This is a genomic window from Nostoc sp. LEGE 06077, from assembly GCF_015207705.1.
Classification (GTDB): Bacteria; Cyanobacteriota; Cyanobacteriia; order Cyanobacteriales; family Nostocaceae; genus Nostoc_B.
This window is the reverse complement of the sequence record NZ_JADEWI010000014.1, coordinates 23,502-46,830: the sequence shown is the minus strand read 5'-3', so window position 1 is coordinate 46,830 and position 23,329 is coordinate 23,502. Positions and strand designations below refer to the sequence as shown.

Sequence of the window (23,329 nt, the reverse complement as noted above, 5' to 3'; positions counted from 1 at the left end):
TGCGATCGTTAGTAAAAATCCCATTCTAATCAAGGTTAATTATGAAACATCGCAAATCAATAGGATACCAGAAGGTCTAAACATTAGAAATTTTTATCCCCAAAAAATCTGGGTATATATCACAACTTTCTCATGTACTATCCTCTCAGCAAAAGGGCTGAAAGACTTTTATCTGTGTAATTTTCTCACTCATATTTGCCCGAAATTGCCTAGGCGACTTATTAAAATATTTGATAAACTATCGTTCGAGACAATCTGGTGTGATGTGAGGCTAATCAAGAATAGGCTATGTCAAAACCGCCTAAAGTATTTTCGGTACTAGGAATACCAGTTCATGTCATGAGTAACTATCCAGGCTGGTTGCTAGAATGCCTGCAACACAGCAGAGGTACTCATGTAGTAACGCTGAATGCAGAAATGACTATGCAAGCAGAGCGAAACAACGCACTAGCTAAGGTAATTCACGATGCTGAGTTAGTCATACCCGATGGCGCTGGTGTTGTTTTGTATTTGCAGTGGCTTTTTTGGCAAAAAGTTCAACGTTGTCCAGGAATTGAACTAGCAGAGACATTACTGCGAGAAATTGGACAAAAACAAAAAGGGACAAAAGTATTTTTTTATGGCGGCGCACCTGGGGTAGCCACAAAAGCCGCAGATTTCTGGGAGCAGCAAGCCCCAGATTTAAATATAGTTGGTACTCATTCTGGCTATCATTCTCCAGAAGAAGAAGCCCAACTACACCAAACTCTTACCCAATTACAGCCGCAAGTCATTTTGGTAGGTTTGGGAGTACCGCGTCAAGAATTATGGATTGCCCAAAACCGTCATTTATGTCCCCAAGCAATTTGGATTGGTGTTGGCGGTAGTCTTGACATTTGGTCAGGAAGCAAAACCCGCGCTCCTGCTTGGTTGGGCAATAATAATTTGGAATGGCTATATCGGTTATATCAAGAACCTTGGCGTTGGCGACGGATGTTAGCTTTACCAGAGTTTGCACTCAAAGCGTTTGTTTACCGCTTGACTACCAAAAGTGCAATTTCCTAGAGAGTCGAGAGTAGGAAGGAAAAAATCAAAATAAAACTAGCACCGCTGTGAAGTCAAAAAGCTTATAAGGCAACTTTTTTGACTTTGGATTTGATTGATACCTACTCTCTGATTAAGTAAGTCGGTGGGAAAAAGCAAAACTAAGTTAAAAAAAGTAAGCAAAGCTATAATCCTCTTCCCTTATGCCTTTTGCCTTATCATAACGATAATTTTTAACGCCAACCTACTTACGGCTCTTGTGGTTAGTACGGAAAACTTCAAAGAAATTTAATTTTTGCTCTTGAACTTGAGATTCCTAGATGTGTCCTGGGAATCCTTATTTTTAAGAGAATCTTAAAATTTACATTTTTTAGATGTTTCGTTCTAACTAGGTGCATACATTCTGCAAATGAGAACCGTTACAAAAACTCCAGTCAAAACTGATCAAAATCTTCCCGCAAAAGATAGTACTTCTCCACCGCCAAGCAGTAGTGATGCTCCCATTGTGCAGTTACGCTCTGTGTCAAAAACTTATAACAATGGCTGTCATGGATTATTGGATGTGAGTTTAGAGGTGAAACAGAAAGAATTTTTGTTTATTACCGGGCCAAGTGGTTCTGGTAAGTCAACACTGTTGAAGCTGTTATATGGTGAAGAATTACCTACTCAAGGAGAAGTAATTGTCAATGACTGCAATCTCACAGATTTGCGGGGCGATCGCTTATCACTGTTACGACGACGGATTGGCATTGTCTTTCAAGATTACAAACTCATTCCCCAAAGGACTGTGGCAGAGAATGTAACATTTGTACTGCAAGCACAAGGTTACACTCGCAAGGAAATTCAACGGCGTTTAGAACCAACATTAAAGCTGGTAGGTTTACTTTCTAAAGCCAACTGTTTTCCTGATCAGCTTTCGGGGGGAGAGCAACAAAGAGTGAGTGTAGCACGGGCGATCGTCGGGACACCACCATTACTATTAGCTGATGAACCCACAGGAAACCTAGATCCAGATAATTCTTGGCAAGTGATCCAAATTCTGCAAAAGTTAAATTCTTTTGGGGCTACAGTTATTGTGACCACCCACGATGAACAACTGGTGCGCCGGTGTAATCATCCTGTGGTGCAAGTTCGTAATGGCAGATTGTCTCGGAAATGAAGTCGGAAAATTATCGCAGAAGTTGGCTAATAGTTCAAAACTTGAGACTTTTGGGTTTGGACTTTTAACTTGACTGGTTTTAGAGGCATAGCTGTGCTGGAGGAAAGATTATTTAAGCACTCCAAGGTTTGTAAACTTTCAAAGGCTGCCTCTCGAATGATGGTTTCTCCCTCTTTAGTCAAAAGAAGTTGTAAACATTGGGCAACTTCTTGCTGTAGCGCCGCATTAACTGGCTGACGAGCAATAAATTTAGTCAATCGACGTACAGCTATCAACCGTTTTAAGGGGTCTTGTTCTGTTAAGTTGAGTAACAACTGCTCAAAGATATCTTGTTCTTGATTGGTATAACGACTGAGAATTTGCCAAAGCAGCAGAACTAAAGTTAATAAAGTTCCCAAGCCTTGCAAAATCGCCCCAGTAGCCATCCAAGGGCTGTGAGAGTCAACCCAGATAGTAGCTGCCATATAAGTGCTAATAGTCGCCAGGCCTCCACTACCGACAGCTAAGACTAACCGGCGATTTGGCCCTTTGAGAAATTTCTGAATTTCTCCCCAATGCAGTTGCCAGTTCCATTGCTGGTTTGAGTAGGTGATTAACATCACTCCAACACCAACAATCAGAGCTAATAGCAATTTCCAGTTCCATAAAAGCATCGCAACGACTATTGTCAGGGAGCTAAGAACACTTCCTGGACTGGAAAAAGGCTTGAAATTTTGCTGCTTTGGACTTCCTGGCTGCAACGCTGGAAGCGACCAGTTGGGTATCTGGTTGATGAGTTGCTGCAAAGAAAACGAAGCCTTTGCCACAGTATTTACCTAATTTGTTTACGAGATTTTCTAATATATCTTTTACCAGGGATTAGGCGCATGATGAAGACAAAATTACTGATTATTGTCAGTCTTTAGTTAAATGGCGTACCTGTAACTCATACATCAAGTAGGAACAGGGAACCAATTAGAGACAAAAACGAAAGTCGTCAATGGTGAATTGACCATCAAACGCACAAAAGGTAACAAAGTGAATGCTACCCGCTGTAACAGATAATAATGTGTTTGGAGGTACAGATGAGTCAGAATTGGCGAGATTGCCGCCAGGAAGTACTGTTTGGCTGAGGAGTTGACGATCGCTATCATAAGCAGACATTACTAGCCGTTGCGAACTAGTAACATAAGCACTAACATAGTTGACTGGATGTACAAAACTCGCTTCGAGAAATCCGCTTTTCGGTGAACCCATCAATACTATTTGACCAGAATGGGTGGGAAATGCTGGATTAGAAGGTTGGATGGCGATGGAATTTCGGAAAATTACACCCCAACGCTCATACTGAGTCTCTACAGATTCAAAACATTTTAAATCTTCTAAGTTTAAACACACACAAATAGGGATACCTACTTTGGCTGTTTCGAGAGTTTCTGCCAACTGTCCCCGCCACGCTGAAGCTATATGCACATCGCAGTTGTCCAGTACATCTTTGAAATCTGCCAACGTTGGTGCTTTATCCGATTGAAGAGTAGCCTGCTTTACCACAACGCCCCGCCTTACCATTACCTAGAGAACGATTTAGATAAGTAATTATATCTAAAGCTGTTTTTGTTGAACGCAGAATCGTTGTTAATCTTAGGTATTTCAACTATTCTGGACGCTCAAAACTTACGTGAGTTTTCTGATAGATTACCATAAAAAACTGATAACCCTTATATAACTAAAGTAATACAGGCTACTTGAGCAAAGCCTTTTGTGTGGGTATTTCCGAGCAAATACACGGCAAATCAGAGACAAAAAAATCACTAAATCTTTACACGTAAGCCAGTAATTTTACATCTGCTTAATCTGGCGAAGGCTAGAGGTGAAGAAATTCAGGATTTGCTAATAATAGCAATGGGCTATTTTACGGAAATCCTATGAAAGTACTGTGTGTTTGGGGTGAAGCGAGTGTTAGCGGGATGCACTTGCATCAGATACAGGATTGACGGCAAAATCCATCCCAGAAAAGATCTTCAACCTGGTTCCCGGTTATTGCTGTATTGATAAATGAACGGCAAATGTAGCCGTTCCCAATTGTATAAGGTACAACCTAACTAGCCTCTAACCCCTAACCTCAACGAAATATACCTCACTCAAACAAGAAACTATATATATGCTTCAGGCACAAGGATTTGAGCAACGCTCGATCATGACATCTCTAGGACGAATGGTATATTACACTGCTACTGGCACACTTTGGCAGGACGAAGCGATCGCCAAACCAGAAACACTCGTATTTCTACATGGCTTTGGTGGTGGTTCTTCTGCTTATGAGTGGTCGAAGGTTTACCCAGCTTTTGCTAGTGAATATCGCATTCTCGCCCCAGACTTAATTGGGTGGGGTAAATCAGAACATCCAGTGCGGAATTACCAGATTGATGATTATTTAACGACGATTCGGGAATTTTTGCAGCAAACTTGTATCGAACCAGTAACGGTGATCGCTTCTTCTCTGACCGCTGCCTTGACAATTCGAGTAGCGATCGCTCATCCTGAATTATTCAAGTCTTTAATTCTCACCACACCTGCTGGACTATCTGATTTTGGCACAGACTACTCCCAGAGTTTTTTTGCTCAGTTGGTCAGCGTACCGATTATTGACCGTTTACTCTACAGTACGGGTATTGCTACAGAAGCAGGAATTCGCAATTTTTTAGAGCAAAGACAATTTGCTCAAGCTAGTCGAGTCTATCAAGAAATTGTCGAGGCTTATCTCCAATCTGCCCAGCAGCCGAATGCTGAATATGCGGCACTATCTTTTGTGCGCGGTGACTTATGCTTTGATTTATCCGTTGACATTGAAAAGCTGACCACTCCCACGGCGATGATTTGGGGGCAAAAATCCCAATTTACTGGCCCCGAAATTGGTCGCCGTTTGGCAGAAAAGAACCCCCAAGCAATTCGCGTATTTCAAGAATTAGAAGATGTAGGATTAACACCCCAGTTGGAACTACCAGCCGTCACCATTGGATTAATTCGCCAGTTTTTACCTTTAGTCAATGGTTAATAGTTAATCAGTGCTGAGTACTTTTTACTTGACTCAGCACTCAGCACTATTTATTTTGCACACGCACATCAATCACAGTGGCATTAAAGTTGTAGTTATAGCCTTCTAACTCAAAAGGCATACCGATTTTAACTTTGCTGTTACCTAAAACTGGGCCACTTTCGGTGACTTGAGCTTTACCTTCCAAGGTTAACAGCATATCTGTACTGAAATTGTTAGTTCTAGGATCTGGCAATTCTTTCACAGAACCATCTGGTTGAGTCGCGGTTATCGTTCTTGGTAGCAGTTGCACCGATTTAATGCCAATTTGACCGTAAGGTTGATTACGGATAATAACGTTGGTTTTTCCGCCTTTTTTAAATCCATTATCAAACAAGCGTTCAGGGTCGCGCACATTCAAGCCTCGTACTGCTAAATCTACCTCAATGGGTACTGTTTTCGCACCCACTTGGGCAACAGAACCAGAGGTTCCGGGAAAAATGAAGATTCCAACTATGACTAGGAGAATTACGAGTGCAGCGCCTAAATCAAGAATATTGATTTTCCCGAACAGGCGACCTTTAGAATCAAAAATAGCCATAAAAACTTTTCCTATAGACAAACAAAGTATTTGATTGTAGCAACAAAATTGATCTGGGACACGGTAGATTTTCCGACTGAAAATAAGGCTGAAAATGGCTGGACGTTGCAGTCTTGCGACAGTGTATCACGAGTTGAAAAAATCGGCGTAAAGTTGCCAATCCTTTACACACGCGCTATCACCTCATTCAAATAAATACCTCTGGGGAGAATATGGGCGATCGCATCCGTAGTCATAAGATGAAAATGCAACTTCACAAGCTATAATTTCGTCTCATATTTTGTCTTAATTATTTTCGCTTGTCCTAAAACTATTATCAGAAGTGCTTATGATGACTTGGAAAAGTTTTTCGGCAAATTATCGTCAGTGGCGACGTAGTTGGTTATATCCGATAATGTCGGTGGTAGTTGCTCTGAGTTTGTGTCTGAGTACTCCCGCGCCTGGACGGGCTATAGATTTATTACCGTTGTTGTTCCAAGGAGCGCAAATACTTCAGCTGTCTAATATATCTGATCGCCAGGAGGTAGAACTTGGCAAACAGATGAACGATGAACTACGTAGTGAAATTCGTTTGTATCGAAATGAAGCGGTGAATCGTTATGTGCAAGAAATTGGTCAAAAATTAGCCGCCAATAGCGATCGCCCCAATCTTCCCTTTACCTTCCAAGTGGTAGAAGACAACGCTGTAAATGCTTTTGCTACTACAGGGGGTTTTGTTTATGTCAATACAGGTTTATTAAAAACAGCCGAAAATGAAGCGGAATTAGCCAGTGTGATAGCTCATGAAATTGGTCACATAGGCGGTAAACACTTAGTTAAACAAATGCGACAAAGAGCGCTCGCTAGTGGTGTAGCTACAGCCGCAGGTTTAGACCGGAATCAAGCGGTGGCTATTGGCGTAGACTTAGCGCTCAACCGTCCCCGCAGTCGTCAAGATGAGTTTGATGCTGATAAAAGAGGTTTAAGAACTTTAACAAGAGCAGGGTATGCCCAATCAGGGATGGTTTCCTTTATGCAAAAGCTGCTAAAAAGTGGTTCTGGCCCAACGTTCTTAAGTACACACCCGGCGACAAGCGATCGCATTACTAATCTTAAACGTGCAATTAACGCTCAACCTAGTAATAGGCGTGATGGCTTGGATAACGCTGCTTATCGAGCTAATATCCGACCGTTAGTTTAATTTTATTTATTGTGCAATCGACAAGCAAAAACTACGCTCGCTGTGGATGGCGGCGAGCTTTAATTTGGGAAGGCTCAACTGTCACCACCCCATCGTCTAAGGGCAAGGTACGTAGACTATTTTGAAAAACATTCACTTGATAAATTAGCTGATTGGTAATATCTAATCCAGTTAACCAACCACTGCGGGGATGATAGGCTCCGGTATCTATATCTAGCCATCCTCTACCTTCGGCTAGTTTACCAGGAGTAACGTTTGGTAAAGTAAAAGTTATGGTATGCCCAACAATAATTAACTTATCAGGAAAGTAAGGCTTTTCAATACTGTGAAATTCGTCTCTAATCCAGCAGAATTGCTCGGCAGTTTGTTCTGATAGAGGCATATTCGGGTCTAATCCGGCGTGAGTTAACCAAATGTCGCCCAAATCTAGATAGGTCGGCAGAGCCTGAAACCAGTCCAAATGGTCTTCGGGAATGGTAGACGTTTGGTAGCTACTGAGAGTAGCTTGTCCACCACTGTATAGCCAAGCTTGCATAGCTTGTGGAGGAATATTTTTTTGAGTGAGAATACTTAACAACATCTGCTCATGATTACCTAGCAGACAGGGATAATTATTCTGTCGGACAAAATTCACTACATGGTAGCTGTGAGGGCCTCGATCAATTAAGTCTCCGAGAAAATAAACTTGATCATCTGATGTTGGGGCGATCGCCTCTAACAGAGTCATCAAGCCTTCATAATGGCCATGCACATCCCCAATAACTATTCGCCGTTGCCTAGTTTCGCTCATCTGCTTTTAACTGGAATAAAATCAGTTTAATATTTTTGCTACAGTATAAGCGCTGGTTATTCCGTAAATAAAGATAAATATTACTTGAGTAAATTTAAATTTTATTTGAAGTCTTATCTGTACCAAACACGCTAAATCTGCAAACAACACATTAACACTAAAAATTGGCTTTACATTAGCTTAAAATTTAGGCTGTTATGTTTATTTAGTTTGCCCAATGTCTGAACAATTTTCTCCAGAAATTACCTCACGCATCTGCACTCACATGAACGAAGATCATGCTGAAGCGATACTACTCTATGCAAAAGCTTTTGCTAGTGTGACACAGGCCACAGCAGCCAAAATGCTGTCAATTGATGCCCAGGGTATGGATTTAACCGCACAAGTAAATGGAGAAGCGACACCAGTACGTATCCAATTTGATCATGTTTTAGCTGATGCTGAAGATGCCCATCAAACTTTGATTGCGATGGTCAAACAGGCGCGGGTACAAGGTCAGTAGGAAGAATTGCTGTCTAAAATTAGTTTCTCAATCACTTTCGGTTTGTAATAACCAAAAGCCACTGTAAGTCATGCCAGAATCATCGGGTTGGACTAATAAAAAGTGCAATCCTCGACTTTGTTGTTTACGCTGTTCATAAACTTTGGCAGCGGCGGTAACTTCAGCATCTTCAAAGGTGGCTAATACCCATCTATCAACTAAGCCAGCTTCTAAAATTAAACCATCGGGCGCACCTGCAATGTAATTCAAAGCGACGGGATGCGCTGCGACTAACCAACGTACCAAACGCATAGATTGTCTGCCACCATAAATTACGACACCAGGAACGGGTATGGTTGAGGCTAAACCCAGATTTATGGGTTTAAGGAATTCTGGCATAGATAAAATCGGAATGGGGCGATCGCTAAATTCTGTTTCTAAATCGCCCGCGGCTAAAGTTGCCAAGCGCCACTGTTCCCCCCAAAGGTTTTCTGGTAATGGTAAGGGTGCAGGTTTTTCTAAACTAAAAGCAGAATTTCTTTCCTCTAACCACTGTTTGAGGGCAAAAGTCCGGCGGGTAGGTTCCACCAAAATGCCTAAATTACGTCCTGCTGTCTCGATTAAACTCAACGACTGTGGCCGAAACACTTGAATCACATCTGGAAATTTTTCACCTGTTGCTTGCTGAATTTGAGTTGTCACCCAACTTGAATTTGCCTCTGACTGGGGACAGGTAGCTGTATATTCAAAGCTGCGATTTTTATCACAAATCAACAACTCCCACAATACTTTTCCCGATTCATCCTGTTGCGAACTCCGATAAAAATCAGCTTGCCAAATTTTCATAACTAACTCTTTATTTTAATTTGCGGTGTCTATTTACCCACTGTACAGCCTCAATAGCAGAGGTAATACGCATAGGTACTTGAGAAACACGCACTTCCCCGGTACTGGGATTTGTCGCTTTTAAGAATTGCATAGGCTGGACATTAATTTTCTTGACAACCCGTAACAAACCTCAATTGCTGAAAAATTTTTCTAAAAAGGCAATCTACTCGGAAAATTTCTATTATGAACTGACAAAAAAAGAGGTGGGTTAACCACCTCTTTATTGAACCAGGAAAATTACGATTCTTTTAAGACTCTATAGCAAAACCTTAGCCAAAATTGGTTCAACACGGGCAGAAATTTCTGGGACATACACCTGTGATACGTAGTCAGCAATCATTCTATCTGTATTGAACAGTGGTGCATTGGTCTTAATCGAGGTTTTCATCATCTGTATCCAGCGATGGGGAATACCTTGAGCATCTTGGTCATAGTAGAGGGGAACAATTTCTGACTCTAACAGCTGGTACAGTGATTGCGAATCGATGCGGTCTTGCAATTCTTGATCACTGGTGTGAGCATCTTCACCAATAGCCCAACCGTTAATGCCTTTGCCATCTGCACCCGTTTGATAACCTTCGCACCACCAACCATCTAAAACGCTGCAATTCAGTCCGCCGTTAAAGCAAACTTTTTGCCCACTTGTACCGGATGCTTCGAGGGGACGACGGGGGTTATTTAACCAAACATCAACACCTTGGACGAGTTTTTGACCGGTGTAAATGTCGTAATCTTCAATAAAGGCAACTCGGTTGATAATCCCCGAATTATGGCACCATTCCATCAAGCGTTGGATAATGCGTTTACCTTCTTCATCCGCTGGGTGCGCCTTTCCTGCAAAGATAATTTGCACTGGACGTTGGGCATTGCCAAAAATCTTCACAGCCCGTTCGGCATCCCGTAAAATTAAATCACCCCGTTTATAAGGGCTAAAGCGTCGGGCGAAGCCAATGGTGAGAATATTCGGGTCAAGTAAGTTATCAACGGCTTGAATACTTTGATAATCTTCACCCCGTTGTTCTCGTGATTTTTTGACTTTATAACGAGTGTAGGCAATGAGTCTTTCTTTGAGTATTTGATGTCTTGTCCAAAGTTCTGTGTCGGGAATGTCGTCAACTTTCGCCCACATCTGGGGATCAAGGGCATTATTTTTCCAGTCTTTACCTAAATACTCATCATATAAGTCTGCCAGTAAAGGTGCAGTCCAAGTGGGTGCATGAACACCATTGGTAATGTACCCAATGGGTACTGTGTCTTCTGTATGTTGTGGGTAGAGGACTGTCCACATTTTGCGGGAGACTTTGCCGTGTAGTTCACTTACACCGTTGCAAGCACGACACATCCGCAAGGCTAAAACGGTCATCCCAAAGGGTTCCCAAGGGTCGCCTAGTCGTCTAGCACCCAAGGCTAAAAATTGTTCGCGGGATAGTCGCAGTTGCGGCCAGTATTGGGCAAAGTATGAGTCGATTAAATCAGGGGAGAAAACATCGTGACCTGCGGGAACCGGTGTGTGGGTGGTGAATACGCAACTTTTCTTAACGCTGGCTTCAATATCGTAGAAGGATTTACCTGTACGTTCGATTTCTTGGCGGGCAATTTCTAGGGTACAAAAGGCGGCGTGTCCTTCGTTGAGGTGATGTACAGAGGGTTTAATTCCCAAGGCGGTTAACGCCCTAACGCCACCAATTCCTAAAACAACTTCTTGGGCGATGCGAGTTTCTAAATTACCGCCATATAAATGGCCTGTGAGCCAACGGTCGATGGGATCATTGTCTTGGCGATCGCTATCTAGTAAATATAAAGTTACTCGCCCGACTTGTACTTGCCAAATTTGAACTTTTACTTGTCGTTGACGAATTTCTATCTGGATGGTGATTGGTTCCCCTTGCTCGTTTTTAATTAACTCTAGGGGCATTCTCTGGAAGGGATTATCCAGATAATAATCTTCTTGCCAACCTTGACGGTTCAAACGTTGGCGAAAGTAACCTTGGCGATATAACAAGCCAACGCCAATCAACGGTACACCCAAATCTGAAGAGGATTTCAGGTGATCCCCGGCTAAAATACCCAACCCACCAGAGTAAACGGGTAGAGATTCATGGATGCCAAATTCAGCACAAAAATAAGCAATAGGGTGTTCAGCAGAAACTTGCGGTGCGACTCGACTCACCCAAGTATCTTGCTGTGCCATGTATTGGTCAAATTCTCGGACTAAGGCGGAAATCTGTTTAAGGTAAAGTGGATCTTCCGCTAGTTGCGTCAGGCGTTCGTAACTGGCTGACTCTAAAATTGCCACTGGGTTATGTCCACAACGTTCCCATTCTTGGGGATCGATGGTTTGAAATAAGGATATGCGATCGCTACTCCAACTCCACCAATAGTTATAAGCTAAATCTGCTAAACGCTTGAGGGGAAAAGGCATCTTTTCGCTTAAACGTATCGATGCGGTCATTACACTGCTGTTAGCCATACAAGTCTTAAATTCTCTCTTCACTTTTGCGATTTCACTGATCATCTGCTGCCATGTCATTCCCTTCAGGTTGATTGCGCCGGAGTCCTCATTTGTGAATTCTCCCCTGAAGACGAAGCAGCTTTTGTCATCAATACTTTGCCAATATTAATGATGCTTTTTTCTTTGACTTTTGTAGTATTATCCCTGGTTTACCGAATTTTTCTCATCAATTTGCATCACTTTTGGTTACAAAAATTTCAGTATTATTAATTTTTCTTGCAACGTTATTGCGGATAAATCACTTTCAAGTTCTACCGACAAGGCTGGCAACTACTGTAGCTAATTCCACAGGTTCAATCGGTTTAGGTAAATGGAGTTGAAAACCTTCTTGAATCGCACGCATTCGGTCTTCGGCTCTAGCGTAAGCGGTTAAAGCGGCGGCGGGAATTTTACCACCTTGTTCGGGAGATTGCGATCGCAATTGGCGAATTAATGAATAGCCATCTTCACCAGGCATACCGATATCACTGACTAATACATCGGGTTTCCACTGAGCAATTACTTGTAATGCTTCTTTAACTGAACCAACGGCTTGTACTTGGGCTTGGCATTGTTGCAATACTGTGGTCATATATTCGCGGGTGTCGGCTTCGTCGTCTACAACTAGTACTCGCACACCAGCTAGGGAGGGAGACCCAGGTACAATCTCACTGTCTGCTTCCGGTAGGCTCATTGGCGCAGAAACAACTTCTTTATTCGACACAAGTAAGGGTAATTTGGCGGTAAAAGTCGTACCTTGCCCTTCTCCTGGACTATCGACATCTACAGTCCCACCGTGCAATTCTACTAAGTGCCGGACGATTGCTAAACCTAATCCTAAACCACCGTGCGCCCTGGTGCTGGAACTGTCGGCTTGACGGAAGCGATCAAAGACATAAGGCAGAAACTCGCGCTGAATGCCTACACCTGTATCAATGATTTGAATTTGTGCGACTTCCGAAATCTGCCCCATAATCTGGGAAATTTGAATTTCTACTCTCCCGCCTTGGGGTGTAAACTTAATGGCATTGGAGAGCAAATTCCACATAATTTGCTGTAGGCGATCGCTATCACCAGAAATTAAAAATTGGCTGTCGTTGTGCGGTGCTTCCCCATGATGAATCTGCGAAAATTGCAACTCAATTTCTTTAGCTTGGGCGGCTAAAGTCACCGTTTCAATAGTTGATTCAATAATGTTGATCAGATTGCACGTAAAAACTTTGAGATTTAACTTACCCCTAATCATCCGGGAGATATCGAGTAAGTCTTCAATCATCTGAGTTTGCATTCTCGCATTGCGTTCAATGGTTTCTAGGGCTTTGGCAATTTGGTGATCACTCAGTTTTCGGCTGCGGAGTAGTTGCGCCCAACCGAGAATTGCATTGAGGGGCGATCGCAATTCGTGAGAAAGTATGGCTAAAAACTCATCTTTCATCCGGTTGGCTTGTTGCAACTGCTCAGTTTGCTGCTGCAAAGAAGTAATTAAACTTGCCCTTTCCATTGCGATCGCAATTTGGTCGCAAATCGCCTGCATCATCCCTCTTTGATTTTCGGTGAAGAAATGCCGCCGACAACTACCAAAGGAAAGGGTACCAAACAACTGACCTTGTGCAATTAATGGATAACTATAATAAGCATTCACCCCTAAAGAACGAATTAATTCTGTTTTGGGGTCAGTTGACTGCTGAACATTTTCGAGATATGTTGGTTGCCGACATTGGGCTGTAGTCCCGCAGACTGCTTGCCCAAATTCTAAAAACTCAATTTTTTTGGCTAGTTCTGCACCAAAGCCTCGATAAGAAGCTAAACGCATGACCTGAGAGTTATCCTCAACTAAATAGTTGAAGTAAACATCTAAACTAATTTGTTCTTGAAGATGAGAGAAAACACTGTTAATCAACGCCACAGGTTGCTGGCTAGATAAAAGGGCGCTGGCTGTACTAAATAGTAGTTGCAGTCTTTTATTTCCTAGGGATAATGCTTTTTCTACTTGCTTGAGTTGAGTAATATCTTGGAATACCAACACACAGGTTGCTGGATAACCGTGCATAGCCGGCAGTGTATCTGCAAATATCAATAAGGAATAAACCCTTTGGCTAGTATGCCAGTCCATTTCTACACCATGCAAACGCTCTCCACGGGCAACTCGTACCCCTGGCATTTGCTCGTTGGGGATGCGGTTGCCTGCGGCATCTGTGCAATAGTAGGCTGTGTGATAATCTTCGGCTGGGATATCTTGGGGAAATTCGCCTCCAGCTAATTCGTTGGCGGTGCGATTAGCAAATTTTACCCTTGCTGTTTCTGGTTCGATCAGTAGCAATGGTCTGGGCATAAGGTTTAACACATCTTCCAGCCATTTTTGTTGCTGCTGCTGTAATTCCTCGGCTTGTTTGCGACTGGTAATATCTAAGAATGCTCCAATACAGCCTCTACTGTTACCTTCTTCATCAAATAAAGGGGCAACATATTCTAACAACTTGGTGACTTGGCCATTGTTATGCACCACATCCAATTCAAAATCGAGAACTTCTACACCATGTGCAGCTGCATACTGCATGGGTAGTTCTTCTGGTAACAGTTCTCGACCTTCGTAGTAAACTTTAAATGTTGTGGGTCGTTCTTCGGTAGGTGCAGTGAGAGACGCATTGACATCGGTGGAGATACCCAGTTGCTTGGCTAAACAAGGGTTAACACGAATTCTTCTACATTCACGATCTTCTGCAATGCCAATGCCAATGGGAATCACATCCAATAAGGTTTGCAACTCCACAACTCGCCGTTGTAAATCTCGATTGAGTTGCAGAATTTGTTCTTGTGCTTGTTGGCGTTCGCTTAAGTCGAGAATAAAGGCTACCGATTCTTGATGTTGGTCTCCCACTAATACGTAGCCGACTAACACGAGGATGCGACTACCATCTTTGCGGAGATATTCTTTTTTATATGGTGTACAAGCGCCATTAGTACTCGCCTGGGCTTGGGCGATCGCTTGTTCATCTAAATGCTGATACTCTGGTAGTGTGAGTTTGTCCCGCTGTAATTGACCTGCGAGTAAATCTTCTCGTGTATAACCAACCATCCGCAGAAATTCATCATTGGCTTGGTGGATATTACCGTACACATCACCAAATAAGATCCCAATAACGTTAGCATCTACGAGACTTTTGAGTTTTTCTTCATAGGTTCTCAAGGCTGTTTGCGTGCGTTCGTTGTTGCACCAGAGGCGTTCCACAACTGCGGCACATTGCCAAATCAACAGGGCAAAGATAATAATCAGGATTAGTGCAAACACCGCTATGGCAAAAGCTGGGTCATAATATGCGGCTCGCTGACCTTGAATAATTAACCAGCCTAATAATAAAGGTACAGCGATCGCTGCTATTAATAAACGACGCGCTAGTAAACCCCCATAACTTTCGCTGGTAATGACGCGCATGAATCCTTGGTTTGTTTCTGACCAGAGAATTCCCACACACAGCACACTGAAGATTAATACTGTGTGTAATGCCATCGGAGTCCCGTTTGGGAAGAAACTGTAGAGAATTTTGATATCGTAGGTGTAGCCGATCAGCGCTTCTAAAGAAATCACGCCAGCCATGAGAGTGAGAATTTGGCTATACCAAAAGCGGCGATCGCTTTTTGGATCAGCCAAAAGTTCTAAAGCACAGCCCAAAAAGAAAAAGTTACACGCTGTGTTAAATCCCATCCTACCTGGATAAGATGTCAACAAAGAATTTTGTGTATCTCGAAATAGTAGCTGGTCAATTCCTAAATTCCCGCCAAATAAATATTGAATAATTGTGAGTAAGCCAATAATTATGGGAATTAAACTCAATCCTCTAGCCAAGCACAAATAAATAACTTGTCGTCTGCCCTTGAGTTTCTGTCTAAAATCAACATCAGCCTGCTTGTTTTTGGTGATTTGTGACAGCCACAGCGACAGACCTAATAAGATAAAAGCCAGCGCTGTGTTGGCCTTCATTCTGAACAGCCTGGGGTTGTTACCCATTTTAAAAAATTCAATGTCGAACATCCACCCAAATAGTACAAAACTACCGGCGAGGATGGCGATCGCGGCTGCAACCTTGACCAATATTGAATTTCGTATATCTTGCAGTTGCAAGCGGTTGATCTTTAACATTGATATTTTTGTAACCGCATCTTTAACTAGACTAGCGTGCGAATATTTTGATGTTTTGTAGGTTTACATCTTTTATTGTTCCTCTCTGAGATAAAGATAAATTAGCGATTTTTTCACCTATCTATAATAGAACTCTTATTTTATTTTTGCGAAGCTAGATCTACCTGAATCGCTTCTTTCCTATTTCCTGTTCTTTATTTCCTTCCCGCCTAAATAATTTCCTGAAAATGATAAATTTTTGGATTGACCATCATCTAAAAATTGCTGTTGACCTACACCTACAAGTTCCACAATTATTTGTCGCTGTGGCGGTAGCCATTTTCCCTCCCTGGTACTACTAATGTTGACTATTGTTTGATTTGTATCTGTCAAGACGTTAATGGTTCTGAGGGAAAAATTTTGATTGATGTACTCGAATGTTTGTCCATCATCTTCATAGAAATTATATTCACCATTACCAGGCCAAACCCGCAAGCGAATTTCATCAGGTGGTAATTCATCCACATATTGCATCACTGGTTGCATCGGAATTACCGCACCACTACGCACATAAAGGGGCATTTTTTCTAAGGGTGCATCAGCCAAAATATGAGTTGGGCCTTGATAACATTCGCCACTCCACCAGTCATACCAAGTACCTGCGGGTAAATAGACGGCTCGATGTTCCACACCAGGACGGTAAACGGGTGCAGCCATGAGTGCAGAGCCTAAAAGAACTTGATCATAAAGGGTGTAGGTTTGCGGATCATTGGGAAAATGGTAGAGTAATGGTCGGAGAATTGGTGCGCCAGTAGTGGCAGCTTCCCAAAATAAACTGTAAATATAAGGCAAAAGCTGATAACGCAGATTAATATATTCTCTACAGATATTTTCGGTGCGATCGCCAAATACCCAAGGCTCATGACGCGCTGTAGACATAGCAGAATGACCGCGGATCAAGGGGTAAAGCATTCCTAATTGCATCCACCGGGCAAATAATTCCGCCGTCGCATTTCCCGCAAATCCGCCAATATCGCAACCCACAAACCCCACACCCGAAAGTCCCATATTGCAAAGCATGGGTAAGGACATTTCCAAATGTTCCCACAAAGAATGGTTGTCCCCCATCCACACAGAAGACCAACGCTGTATACCAGCATAACCAGAACGAGTTAACACAAAGGAGCGTTCTTGTTGACGATGTTGTTGTAACCCTTGCGAACAAGCTTTGGCCATCATCAACCCATACAAATTATGCACCTCTTGATGAGTTGCCAAATTCTCCACTTCCCCCTGTGGTGCATCTAAAGGAAACCAAATTTTCTCCCCACCATCCCCAAAGGGACGAGTATCAATCGCCGGTTCATTCATATCATTCCAAATACCCGCAACACCAATATCTGTGAGGTTTTTGTGCAGATTTCCCCACCAATGACGCACATCAGCCCGCATAAAGTCAGGAAAGACGGCTTTTTCCGGCCAAACATAACCGTGAAACAGCCTTCCATCAACTTTTCGGACAAAATAATCGTTGGCTAATCCTTGGTCAAAAACGTGATAATTAGCTTCTGGTTCATACTTTACGCCAGGATCAATAATTGTGACTGTTTTAAAGCCATCTTTTGCTAAGTCAGCAATTAATTGTGCTGGGTTGGGAAAGCGGTTAGGACTCCAAGTAAAGACGCGATAACCGCGCATATAGTCGATATCTAGGTGAATCACATCACAGGGAATGCGCCGCTGACGAAATTCCTGTGCTAATTCCCGCACCACAATTTCTGATTCATAACTCCAACGACATTGGTGATATCCTAATGCCCATTTTGGCGGTAAAGGCATTCGCCCTGTTAACTGAGTATAGGTGCGGAGAATTTCCCCAGGTTCAGGGCCGTAGATAATGTAATAATCCAACTCACCGCCGCGAGTTTCCATTTTCCACACACTCGGTTGGGCTGCACCGAGATCAAATTGACTCCAGAAAGTTGTGTTGAAAAAAATGCCGTAGCCGACATAGGGACGCAACGCCAGAAAAAATGGAATTGCTTGGTACATTTCGTCGGTGATTGCATCGTAATCTAACGCATCAACTGTCCAGTTTGTTTTAACTTGACTGAGTTTATCTAAAAAGCCTGTGCGTTCACCAAAACCATAGAAATGTTCATCGGCGGCAATTTTTTTCCAACTAGCAACTCCACCTAAACGCCAACCAATACCCATATCTGCATCTTCGGCAAAAGGACGATCAGCTAAATCAAAACAGGTAAGATGACAATTTTGCTTTTGGATAGAGATGCGAATTTTTTCTGTTGTAATTTCTAAATTTTCCCCAGTTTCCTTGATCTCAAATGGTACTTGTTCCCAGTCTTTATCATCCACTGTTACCGCCCAAGAACGACGGGGTAAAAATTCGCCCGCGGGGGTAAAGCGCACTCTGATTAAATTTGCTGCTAGTATGCTAAGACTGAGGCGGGAATCACCAGCAGCAAAATTAATCGTACGTTCATTTTTGTTTACCAATTCCACTGCGCCAACTGTTTTCCAAGGTTGGTTTGTGGTGGGGAGTTTTCCAAAGTATTGCGGCATGATATATAAGTCTTTTAGCAACAGGAGTTTTGCAGTTTTTCAAAATTAATCGGATTTGTGAAATTTAAAATTGAAACTTTAATTAACAATTTTTGCTATAAAGCAAACTCATCCTTAATCATATTGATTATTTTAGCGATCGCATCCCCACAAAAGTAGACTTAGCATCTCTGCCATGTTATAGATACATCCAAGCAAGTTTCCGGTTTAAGGTAATAGCATAAGGAGTTCAGTAGAATGTAAATTTACATTCTAAAATCAAAGCAAAGGTTTGAAGACAAACTAAGGCAGAGAAAGAAAAGGAAACTTGTAATTGCAGCTTTCTTTTTCTTTCTCCCTTTTGTATATATACGAGACTCAGATTTATTTTTGGAAAAAACTGATGTATCTGTAATGTGGGCATTAAGCGAGATATCCGAGGATGATGGAGAATTTTACTAGAAACGCCCAGCCTACTGATAGTTATCAAATTGTATTGGTTATTTTTTGCATATTCAGCGATCGCCCAGATTAATCTCTCTCGAAAGTTAAGCAGGGCATAAAATTTTTTGTCTTCTCTCGCAGGGGAGAGGACTGATTTATGTCTGGTGTGAGAGGATGCGATCGCTTGCTCATAAAACAGCAACTTTTTTATTCAGATAATATTCAAACAAGGCTAAGTATCTTGAACCGACATAGATGCTTGGAGTCTTTGGATAAATTCTTATTCAGTGCATTGATATAATCCCGCCAGCAAAATAGTTACCGTATCTCTATTTTTGGTGTTGTTCTACCTTTCTCCCAGTTGCAAATTGAAGATAAAGCACAATGTAATTCGTAATCGTGTACGTTGTTGTATTTGATTGGGAATTATAACTAGTTGGCGCTAAAGTTTGACAATTGAAAACTGATGTAGTGTTAGGTTCACCTCTTATAAAAGAGGCGTTAGCATCCCCGCCAAGAGACTTGCTAACGCCCTTCATGAGACTGCGTATGGATAAATTAATCATGTCACAAAACAGCAATTACAAACATTTCGCCTTAGAAACTCAGACTCAGGCGATCGCCTACAAAGAACGTTTAAATTCTTGGATTGTTGCGCGTTTATTTCCAGATATGCAACGAGTAACAGTTGCGAGATTTCGCAGTCGTTCTGATGCAGATGGTTATGTGCAAAGTTTACGCCAACTCATACCCGATGCTAACTTTGTCGTGGTGTTTGATTGTCCACGTCAGACAGCGGTAATTTAAGGTAAAGGAGAGGCGATCGCTTGAATCGTCCTCTCATTCATTAATAATTAATATTATCAGCAAAACCATAACCACCACCGCCGGGTGTTTCAATCACAAACACATCACCAATATTCATCGCCACCACAGCTTTACTCCCTAAATCTTCAACAGTTCCATCACACCTTTTCACATAATTTCGCCCTAATTTCCCGTCTTCACCACCACATAAACCAAAAGGTGCAACTATGCGATGATTTGACAAAATTGCGGCTGTCATTGGTTCTAGAAAACGCAAGCGGCGAATGACACCATTTCCACCATGATGATGTCCTTTACCCCCACTATCTTTACGAATAGCAAAATTTTCTAAAAGTATAGGAAAACGCCATTCTAATACTTCTGGATCTGTGAGACGCGAATTTGTCATGTGTGTTTGAACTGCATCTGTACCAGCAAAATCTGCCCCAGCACCAGAACCACCGCAGATGGTTTCATAATATTGATAGCATTCATTCCCAAAAGTAAAATTATTCATTGTTCCTTGGGAAGCAGCTAAAACACACAACGCGCCATATAAAGCATCGGTAATTGCTTGGGAAGTTTCTACATTTCCCGCCACCACAGCCGCCGGGTAACGAGGATTTAACATACAACCTTCAGGTATGTTAATTTCTAAAGGTTTCAAACATCCGGCATTTAAAGGAATATCATCATTAACTAATGTGCGGAAAACATATAAAACTGCTGCTTTACAAACTGCTGATGGAGCATTAAAGTTATTATTTATTTGCTGATTTGAGGTGCCAGCAAAATCAATTTTTGCACTGCGTTTATCTCGGTTAATAGTAATTGCAACTTGAATAATACTACCATTGTCCAAAGTATAACTAAAATTGCCATCTTTTAAAACTTCAATTACACGGCGTACTGATTCTTCCGCATTATCTTGCACAAAAGCCATGTAAGCTTGTACAGTTTCTAAACTGTAGTGTTCTACCATCTTTAATAGTTCTTGTACGCCACGTTTATTTGCAGCAATTTGTGCTTGCAAATCTGCTAAATTTTGGGTAACATTTCTTGCAGGATAAGGTTCACAGGTAAGTAAGCTTACTAATTCTGGTTCACGGAATTGACCTGCCTTAACTAACTGGAAGTTATCGATTAATATGCCTTCCTCTACCACATTTGTACTATTGGGTGGCATTGAACCGGGGGTAATACCGCCAATATCTGCATGGTGTCCCCGTGAGGCAACGTAGAATAGTGGGCGTGGTTCGGCTTCGCTCACCAACCGAGAGTGGGGGAAGACTGGGGTGATAACGGTAATATCTGGTAGATGAGTCCCACCGTTATAGGGGTTATTTGAGACAAAGACATCACCGGGTTTGATAGTGTCGCCATAGTTGGTAATTAAAGCTTGCACACTTTCACTCATCGAACCCAAATGCACGGGAATGTGAGGCGCATTCGCTACCAATTCTCCAGCACCATCAAAAATTGCACAGGAGAAATCCAGCCGTTCTTTGATGTTGACAGAGGAACTCGTATTTTGTAAGGTTATACCCATTTGTTCCGCGATCGCCCGAAACAAATTATTGAAAATCTCCAGCATTACCGGATCTTTTTGAGTGCTGAGTGCTGTTAGCGGTAGCGGGGCGTTTAGCCCCTGCTGAGTGCTGAGTTTTGAGTTTTGAGTTTTGAGTTTTGAGTGTCTGCTTAAAACCAAGTGATTGCGTGTATTTAATTCCGCTTGCCAATTTGGTTCTATAACGTTTGTACCTGTCGCCTCTACAATAATTGCTGGCCCTGCAATACAATCTCCTGGTTGTAAATCTTGGCGTTGATAAACAGGTGTCGTTTGCCATACACCAGCAGTATACATTTGTACGGTCGCTACCGCTACAGGGTTTTGCTCATCTCTACGTGTAATTATCTTCTCTTCCGGCGCATCATGTTTCGCCACCACCTCAACCGCCACCGCTTCCACAATCAACCGCTTTTCAGCCGCAATAAACCCATATCGTTGACGATGCAACTCCTCAAACTGACACTGCATCATTGCCAGATCGCCAAAATTCACAATCAACGGCGCATCAGTCCCCTCATATCTGAGATGCACCTGGCGATAAACATCTAAAAAGGGTGTATCAGTCTCTCCTCTCTCTGCGTCCTCTGTGTCTCTGCGGTTCGTTTCCCTGATAGCCTCCGCCACCAACGCCCCCAACTCAGATGCCAACTCAGCCAGCAAACCCTCACTCAAAACCGCTTCTATCGACTTTTCCCGAATCCCTCTGACATCTGCCAAACCCATACCATAAGCAGACAACACCCCCGCGAATGGATGAATAAACACCTGCTTCATCCCCAAAGCATCAGCAATTAAACAAGCGTGTTGCCCACCAGCGCCACCAAAACAGCATAAAGTATACTCCGACACATCATAACCACGCTGAAGAGAGATTTTTTTGATAGCATTCGCCATCTTATCAACTGCGATCGCCAAAAAACCCGTAGCGACTTCTTCCGCTGTTCTCCCATCTCCAATTTCCGCAGTTAATTGCCCAAACTTCTGCTGCACTACCTCTACATCTAAGGCTAAATCCCCATTCACCCCAAACACCTTGGGGAAAAACTCTGGTTGCAACTTACCCACCATCACATTGCAATCAGTCACCGTCAACGGCCCACCTTTAGAATAAGCAGCCGGGCCAGGATTCGCCCCCGCAGATTCCGGCCCCACTCGATACCGCGAACCATCAAACTGGACAATTGAACCGCCACCAGCTGCAACGGTATGAATTGCCATCATCGGAGTTCGTAAACGCACTCCGGCGACTTCCGTTTCAAAGGTGCGTTCATACTCGCCATTGTAATGAGCCACATCGGTAGATGTACCGCCCATATCAAAGCTGATAATCTTGCCAAATCCAGCCATCCGGCTTGTTTGCACCGCCCCAACTATCCCACCCGCCGGTCCAGATAAAATACTGTCTTTACCTTGAAAGTTCTCTGCATCCGCTAGTCCGCCGTTGGATTGCATGAACATTAGTTTTGTGGTTTGTTCGTTATTGAGTTGATGGGAGACTTGATCAACATATCGCCGCAAAATCGGTGATAAATAAGCATCAACAACCGTCGTATCACCCCGACTAACTAATTTCATTAAAGGGCTGACTGTATGAGATACAGAAACTTGCGTAAATCCAATACTTTTTGCTAAAGTGGCAACTTGCTTTTCATGGGCGGTGTAGCGGTAGCCGTGCATGAAAACGATCGCACAACAACGAATCCCATCATTGTATGCCGCTTGTAATTGCGGACGCACAGCATCAAGATTCAACGGAATTAATTCCTCACCTTGGGCGCTGTAACGTTCGGCTACTTCAATCACCCGTTCGTACAGCATTTCCGGCAAAATTATCTGACGGGCAAAAATGTCGGGGCGGTTTTGATAACCGATGCGTAAAGCGTCCCGAAATCCTTGAGTAATTACAAGAACAGTGCGATCGCCTTTTCTCTCCAATAAGGCATTTGTCGCCACAGTTGTTCCCATTTTCACCGCCGCAATGCGATCGCCTGGAATTGGCGCATCAGCCGCAATTCCCAACAGTTCCCGAATTCCTTGCACTGCTGCATCGGTGTAGCGATCGGGATTTTCTGACAGCAGCTTGTGAATTACCAACTCCCCATCAGGACGCTTCGCCACAATATCCGTGAACGTCCCGCCTCTATCAATCCAGAATTCCCAACGCGCCGAAGATGGTGATGCCCCAGTCATAGTAAATTCCTTT

General features: G+C 42.8%; 16 protein-coding genes. 6 read left to right on the top strand and 10 right to left on the bottom strand.

Going from position 1 to position 23,329, the window contains the following annotated elements:
* Positions 1–288: 288 nt before the first annotated feature.
* Together IQ244_RS12110 and ftsE are read left to right on the top strand one after the other, a co-directional pair.
* Positions 289–1,044: a WecB/TagA/CpsF family glycosyltransferase gene (locus tag IQ244_RS12110; RefSeq protein WP_193894177.1), complete on the top strand. Its 756-nt coding sequence runs from the start codon at positions 289–291 to the stop codon at positions 1,042–1,044.
* Between the two features lie 388 nt (positions 1,045–1,432).
* Complete coding sequence (gene ftsE, locus IQ244_RS12105) at positions 1,433–2,182, top strand: cell division ATP-binding protein FtsE (RefSeq protein ID WP_193894174.1); 750 nt, start codon at positions 1,433–1,435, stop codon at positions 2,180–2,182.
* 26 nt (positions 2,183–2,208) lie between these two features.
* Here ftsE and IQ244_RS12100 read toward each other — a convergent pair whose 3' ends face one another.
* Both IQ244_RS12100 and IQ244_RS12095 read right to left on the bottom strand, forming a co-directional pair.
* The gene (locus IQ244_RS12100; protein WP_193894171.1) at positions 2,209–2,988 is read right to left on the bottom strand and encodes a hypothetical protein; all 780 of its coding nucleotides are present in this window, start codon (positions 2,986–2,988) and stop codon (positions 2,209–2,211) included.
* A gap of 148 nt (positions 2,989–3,136) precedes the next feature.
* Entirely contained in the window at positions 3,137–3,712 is a 576-nt protein-coding gene (locus IQ244_RS12095) for a hypothetical protein (RefSeq protein ID WP_416209771.1), read from the bottom strand.
* A gap of 610 nt (positions 3,713–4,322) precedes the next feature.
* Here IQ244_RS12095 and IQ244_RS12090 point away from each other — a divergent pair.
* The gene (locus IQ244_RS12090; RefSeq protein ID WP_193894165.1) at positions 4,323–5,216 is read left to right on the top strand and encodes an alpha/beta fold hydrolase; all 894 of its coding nucleotides are present in this window, start codon (positions 4,323–4,325) and stop codon (positions 5,214–5,216) included.
* A 46-nt stretch (positions 5,217–5,262) separates the two neighbouring features.
* Here IQ244_RS12090 and IQ244_RS12085 read toward each other — a convergent pair whose 3' ends face one another.
* Positions 5,263–5,796 (bottom strand): DUF4330 domain-containing protein, encoded by a 534-nt coding sequence (locus tag IQ244_RS12085; protein ID WP_193894162.1) that lies wholly within the window; start codon positions 5,794–5,796, stop codon positions 5,263–5,265.
* Between the two features lie 328 nt (positions 5,797–6,124).
* Here IQ244_RS12085 and IQ244_RS12080 point away from each other — a divergent pair, with 328 nt between their 5' ends.
* On the top strand, positions 6,125–6,976 hold the full coding sequence (locus IQ244_RS12080) for a M48 family metallopeptidase (RefSeq protein WP_193894159.1): 852 nt from the start codon (positions 6,125–6,127) through the stop codon (positions 6,974–6,976).
* Between the two features lie 31 nt (positions 6,977–7,007).
* Here the strand turns inward: IQ244_RS12080 and IQ244_RS12075 are convergent, their stop codons facing one another.
* On the bottom strand, positions 7,008–7,766 hold the full coding sequence (locus tag IQ244_RS12075; protein ID WP_193894156.1) for a metallophosphoesterase family protein: 759 nt from the start codon (positions 7,764–7,766) through the stop codon (positions 7,008–7,010).
* Between the two features lie 217 nt (positions 7,767–7,983).
* Between IQ244_RS12075 and IQ244_RS12070 the strand changes: the two genes are divergently transcribed.
* A complete protein-coding gene (locus IQ244_RS12070; protein ID WP_193894153.1) occupies positions 7,984–8,268 on the top strand; it encodes a DUF2470 domain-containing protein in 285 nt (94 codons plus the stop codon).
* A gap of 27 nt (positions 8,269–8,295) precedes the next feature.
* Here the strand turns inward: IQ244_RS12070 and IQ244_RS12065 are convergent, their stop codons facing one another.
* From IQ244_RS12065 to IQ244_RS12050, 5 genes are all read right to left on the bottom strand, one after another.
* Positions 8,296–9,093 (bottom strand): Tab2/Atab2 family RNA-binding protein, encoded by a 798-nt coding sequence (locus IQ244_RS12065; protein WP_193894150.1) that lies wholly within the window; start codon positions 9,091–9,093, stop codon positions 8,296–8,298.
* Positions 9,094–9,103: 10 nt separating this feature from the next.
* Complete coding sequence (locus IQ244_RS32985) at positions 9,104–9,226, bottom strand: hypothetical protein (protein ID WP_265578931.1); 123 nt, start codon at positions 9,224–9,226, stop codon at positions 9,104–9,106.
* 165 nt (positions 9,227–9,391) lie between these two features.
* Complete coding sequence (gene glgP, locus IQ244_RS12060) at positions 9,392–11,605, bottom strand: alpha-glucan family phosphorylase (RefSeq protein ID WP_193894147.1); 2,214 nt, start codon at positions 11,603–11,605, stop codon at positions 9,392–9,394.
* Between the two features lie 286 nt (positions 11,606–11,891).
* Positions 11,892–15,764: an ATP-binding protein gene (locus tag IQ244_RS12055; protein ID WP_193894143.1), complete on the bottom strand. Its 3,873-nt coding sequence runs from the start codon at positions 15,762–15,764 to the stop codon at positions 11,892–11,894.
* A 180-nt stretch (positions 15,765–15,944) separates the two neighbouring features.
* Positions 15,945–18,326, bottom strand: a complete 2,382-nt coding sequence (locus tag IQ244_RS12050; RefSeq protein ID WP_193894140.1) for a glycoside hydrolase family 31 protein — start codon at positions 18,324–18,326, stop codon at positions 15,945–15,947.
* A 987-nt stretch (positions 18,327–19,313) separates the two neighbouring features.
* On the opposite strand from IQ244_RS12050, the gene IQ244_RS12045 reads away from it, so the two are divergent.
* The gene (locus IQ244_RS12045; RefSeq protein WP_193894387.1) at positions 19,314–19,556 is read left to right on the top strand and encodes a hypothetical protein; all 243 of its coding nucleotides are present in this window, start codon (positions 19,314–19,316) and stop codon (positions 19,554–19,556) included.
* Positions 19,557–19,596: 40 nt separating this feature from the next.
* Here IQ244_RS12045 and IQ244_RS12040 read toward each other — a convergent pair whose 3' ends face one another.
* Complete coding sequence (locus tag IQ244_RS12040) at positions 19,597–23,316, bottom strand: hydantoinase B/oxoprolinase family protein (RefSeq protein WP_193894137.1); 3,720 nt, start codon at positions 23,314–23,316, stop codon at positions 19,597–19,599.
* Between the last annotated feature and the right edge of the window lie 13 nt (positions 23,317–23,329).

Excerpts from the sequence above, each read along its gene's own strand:
- IQ244_RS12110 (WP_193894177.1), top strand. The coding sequence starts at position 289 with ATGTCAAAACCGCCTAAAGTATTTTCGGTACTAGGAATACCAGTTCAT.
- ftsE (WP_193894174.1), top strand. The coding sequence starts at position 1,433 with ATGAGAACCGTTACAAAAACTCCAGTCAAAACTGATCAAAATCTTCCC.
- IQ244_RS12090 (WP_193894165.1), top strand. The coding sequence starts at position 4,323 with ATGCTTCAGGCACAAGGATTTGAGCAACGCTCGATCATGACATCTCTA.
- IQ244_RS12085 (WP_193894162.1), bottom strand. The coding sequence starts at position 5,796 with ATGGCTATTTTTGATTCTAAAGGTCGCCTGTTCGGGAAAATCAATATT.
- IQ244_RS12080 (WP_193894159.1), top strand. The coding sequence starts at position 6,125 with ATGATGACTTGGAAAAGTTTTTCGGCAAATTATCGTCAGTGGCGACGT.
- IQ244_RS12075 (WP_193894156.1), bottom strand. The coding sequence starts at position 7,766 with ATGAGCGAAACTAGGCAACGGCGAATAGTTATTGGGGATGTGCATGGC.
- IQ244_RS12070 (WP_193894153.1), top strand. The coding sequence starts at position 7,984 with ATGTCTGAACAATTTTCTCCAGAAATTACCTCACGCATCTGCACTCAC.
- IQ244_RS12065 (WP_193894150.1), bottom strand. The coding sequence starts at position 9,093 with ATGAAAATTTGGCAAGCTGATTTTTATCGGAGTTCGCAACAGGATGAA.
- IQ244_RS32985 (WP_265578931.1), bottom strand. The coding sequence starts at position 9,226 with ATGCAATTCTTAAAAGCGACAAATCCCAGTACCGGGGAAGTGCGTGTT.
- glgP (WP_193894147.1), bottom strand. The coding sequence starts at position 11,605 with ATGGCTAACAGCAGTGTAATGACCGCATCGATACGTTTAAGCGAAAAG.
- IQ244_RS12055 (WP_193894143.1), bottom strand. The coding sequence starts at position 15,764 with ATGTTAAAGATCAACCGCTTGCAACTGCAAGATATACGAAATTCAATA.
- IQ244_RS12050 (WP_193894140.1), bottom strand. The coding sequence starts at position 18,326 with ATGCCGCAATACTTTGGAAAACTCCCCACCACAAACCAACCTTGGAAA.
- IQ244_RS12045 (WP_193894387.1), top strand. The coding sequence starts at position 19,314 with ATGTCACAAAACAGCAATTACAAACATTTCGCCTTAGAAACTCAGACT.
- IQ244_RS12040 (WP_193894137.1), bottom strand. The coding sequence starts at position 23,316 with ATGACTGGGGCATCACCATCTTCGGCGCGTTGGGAATTCTGGATTGAT.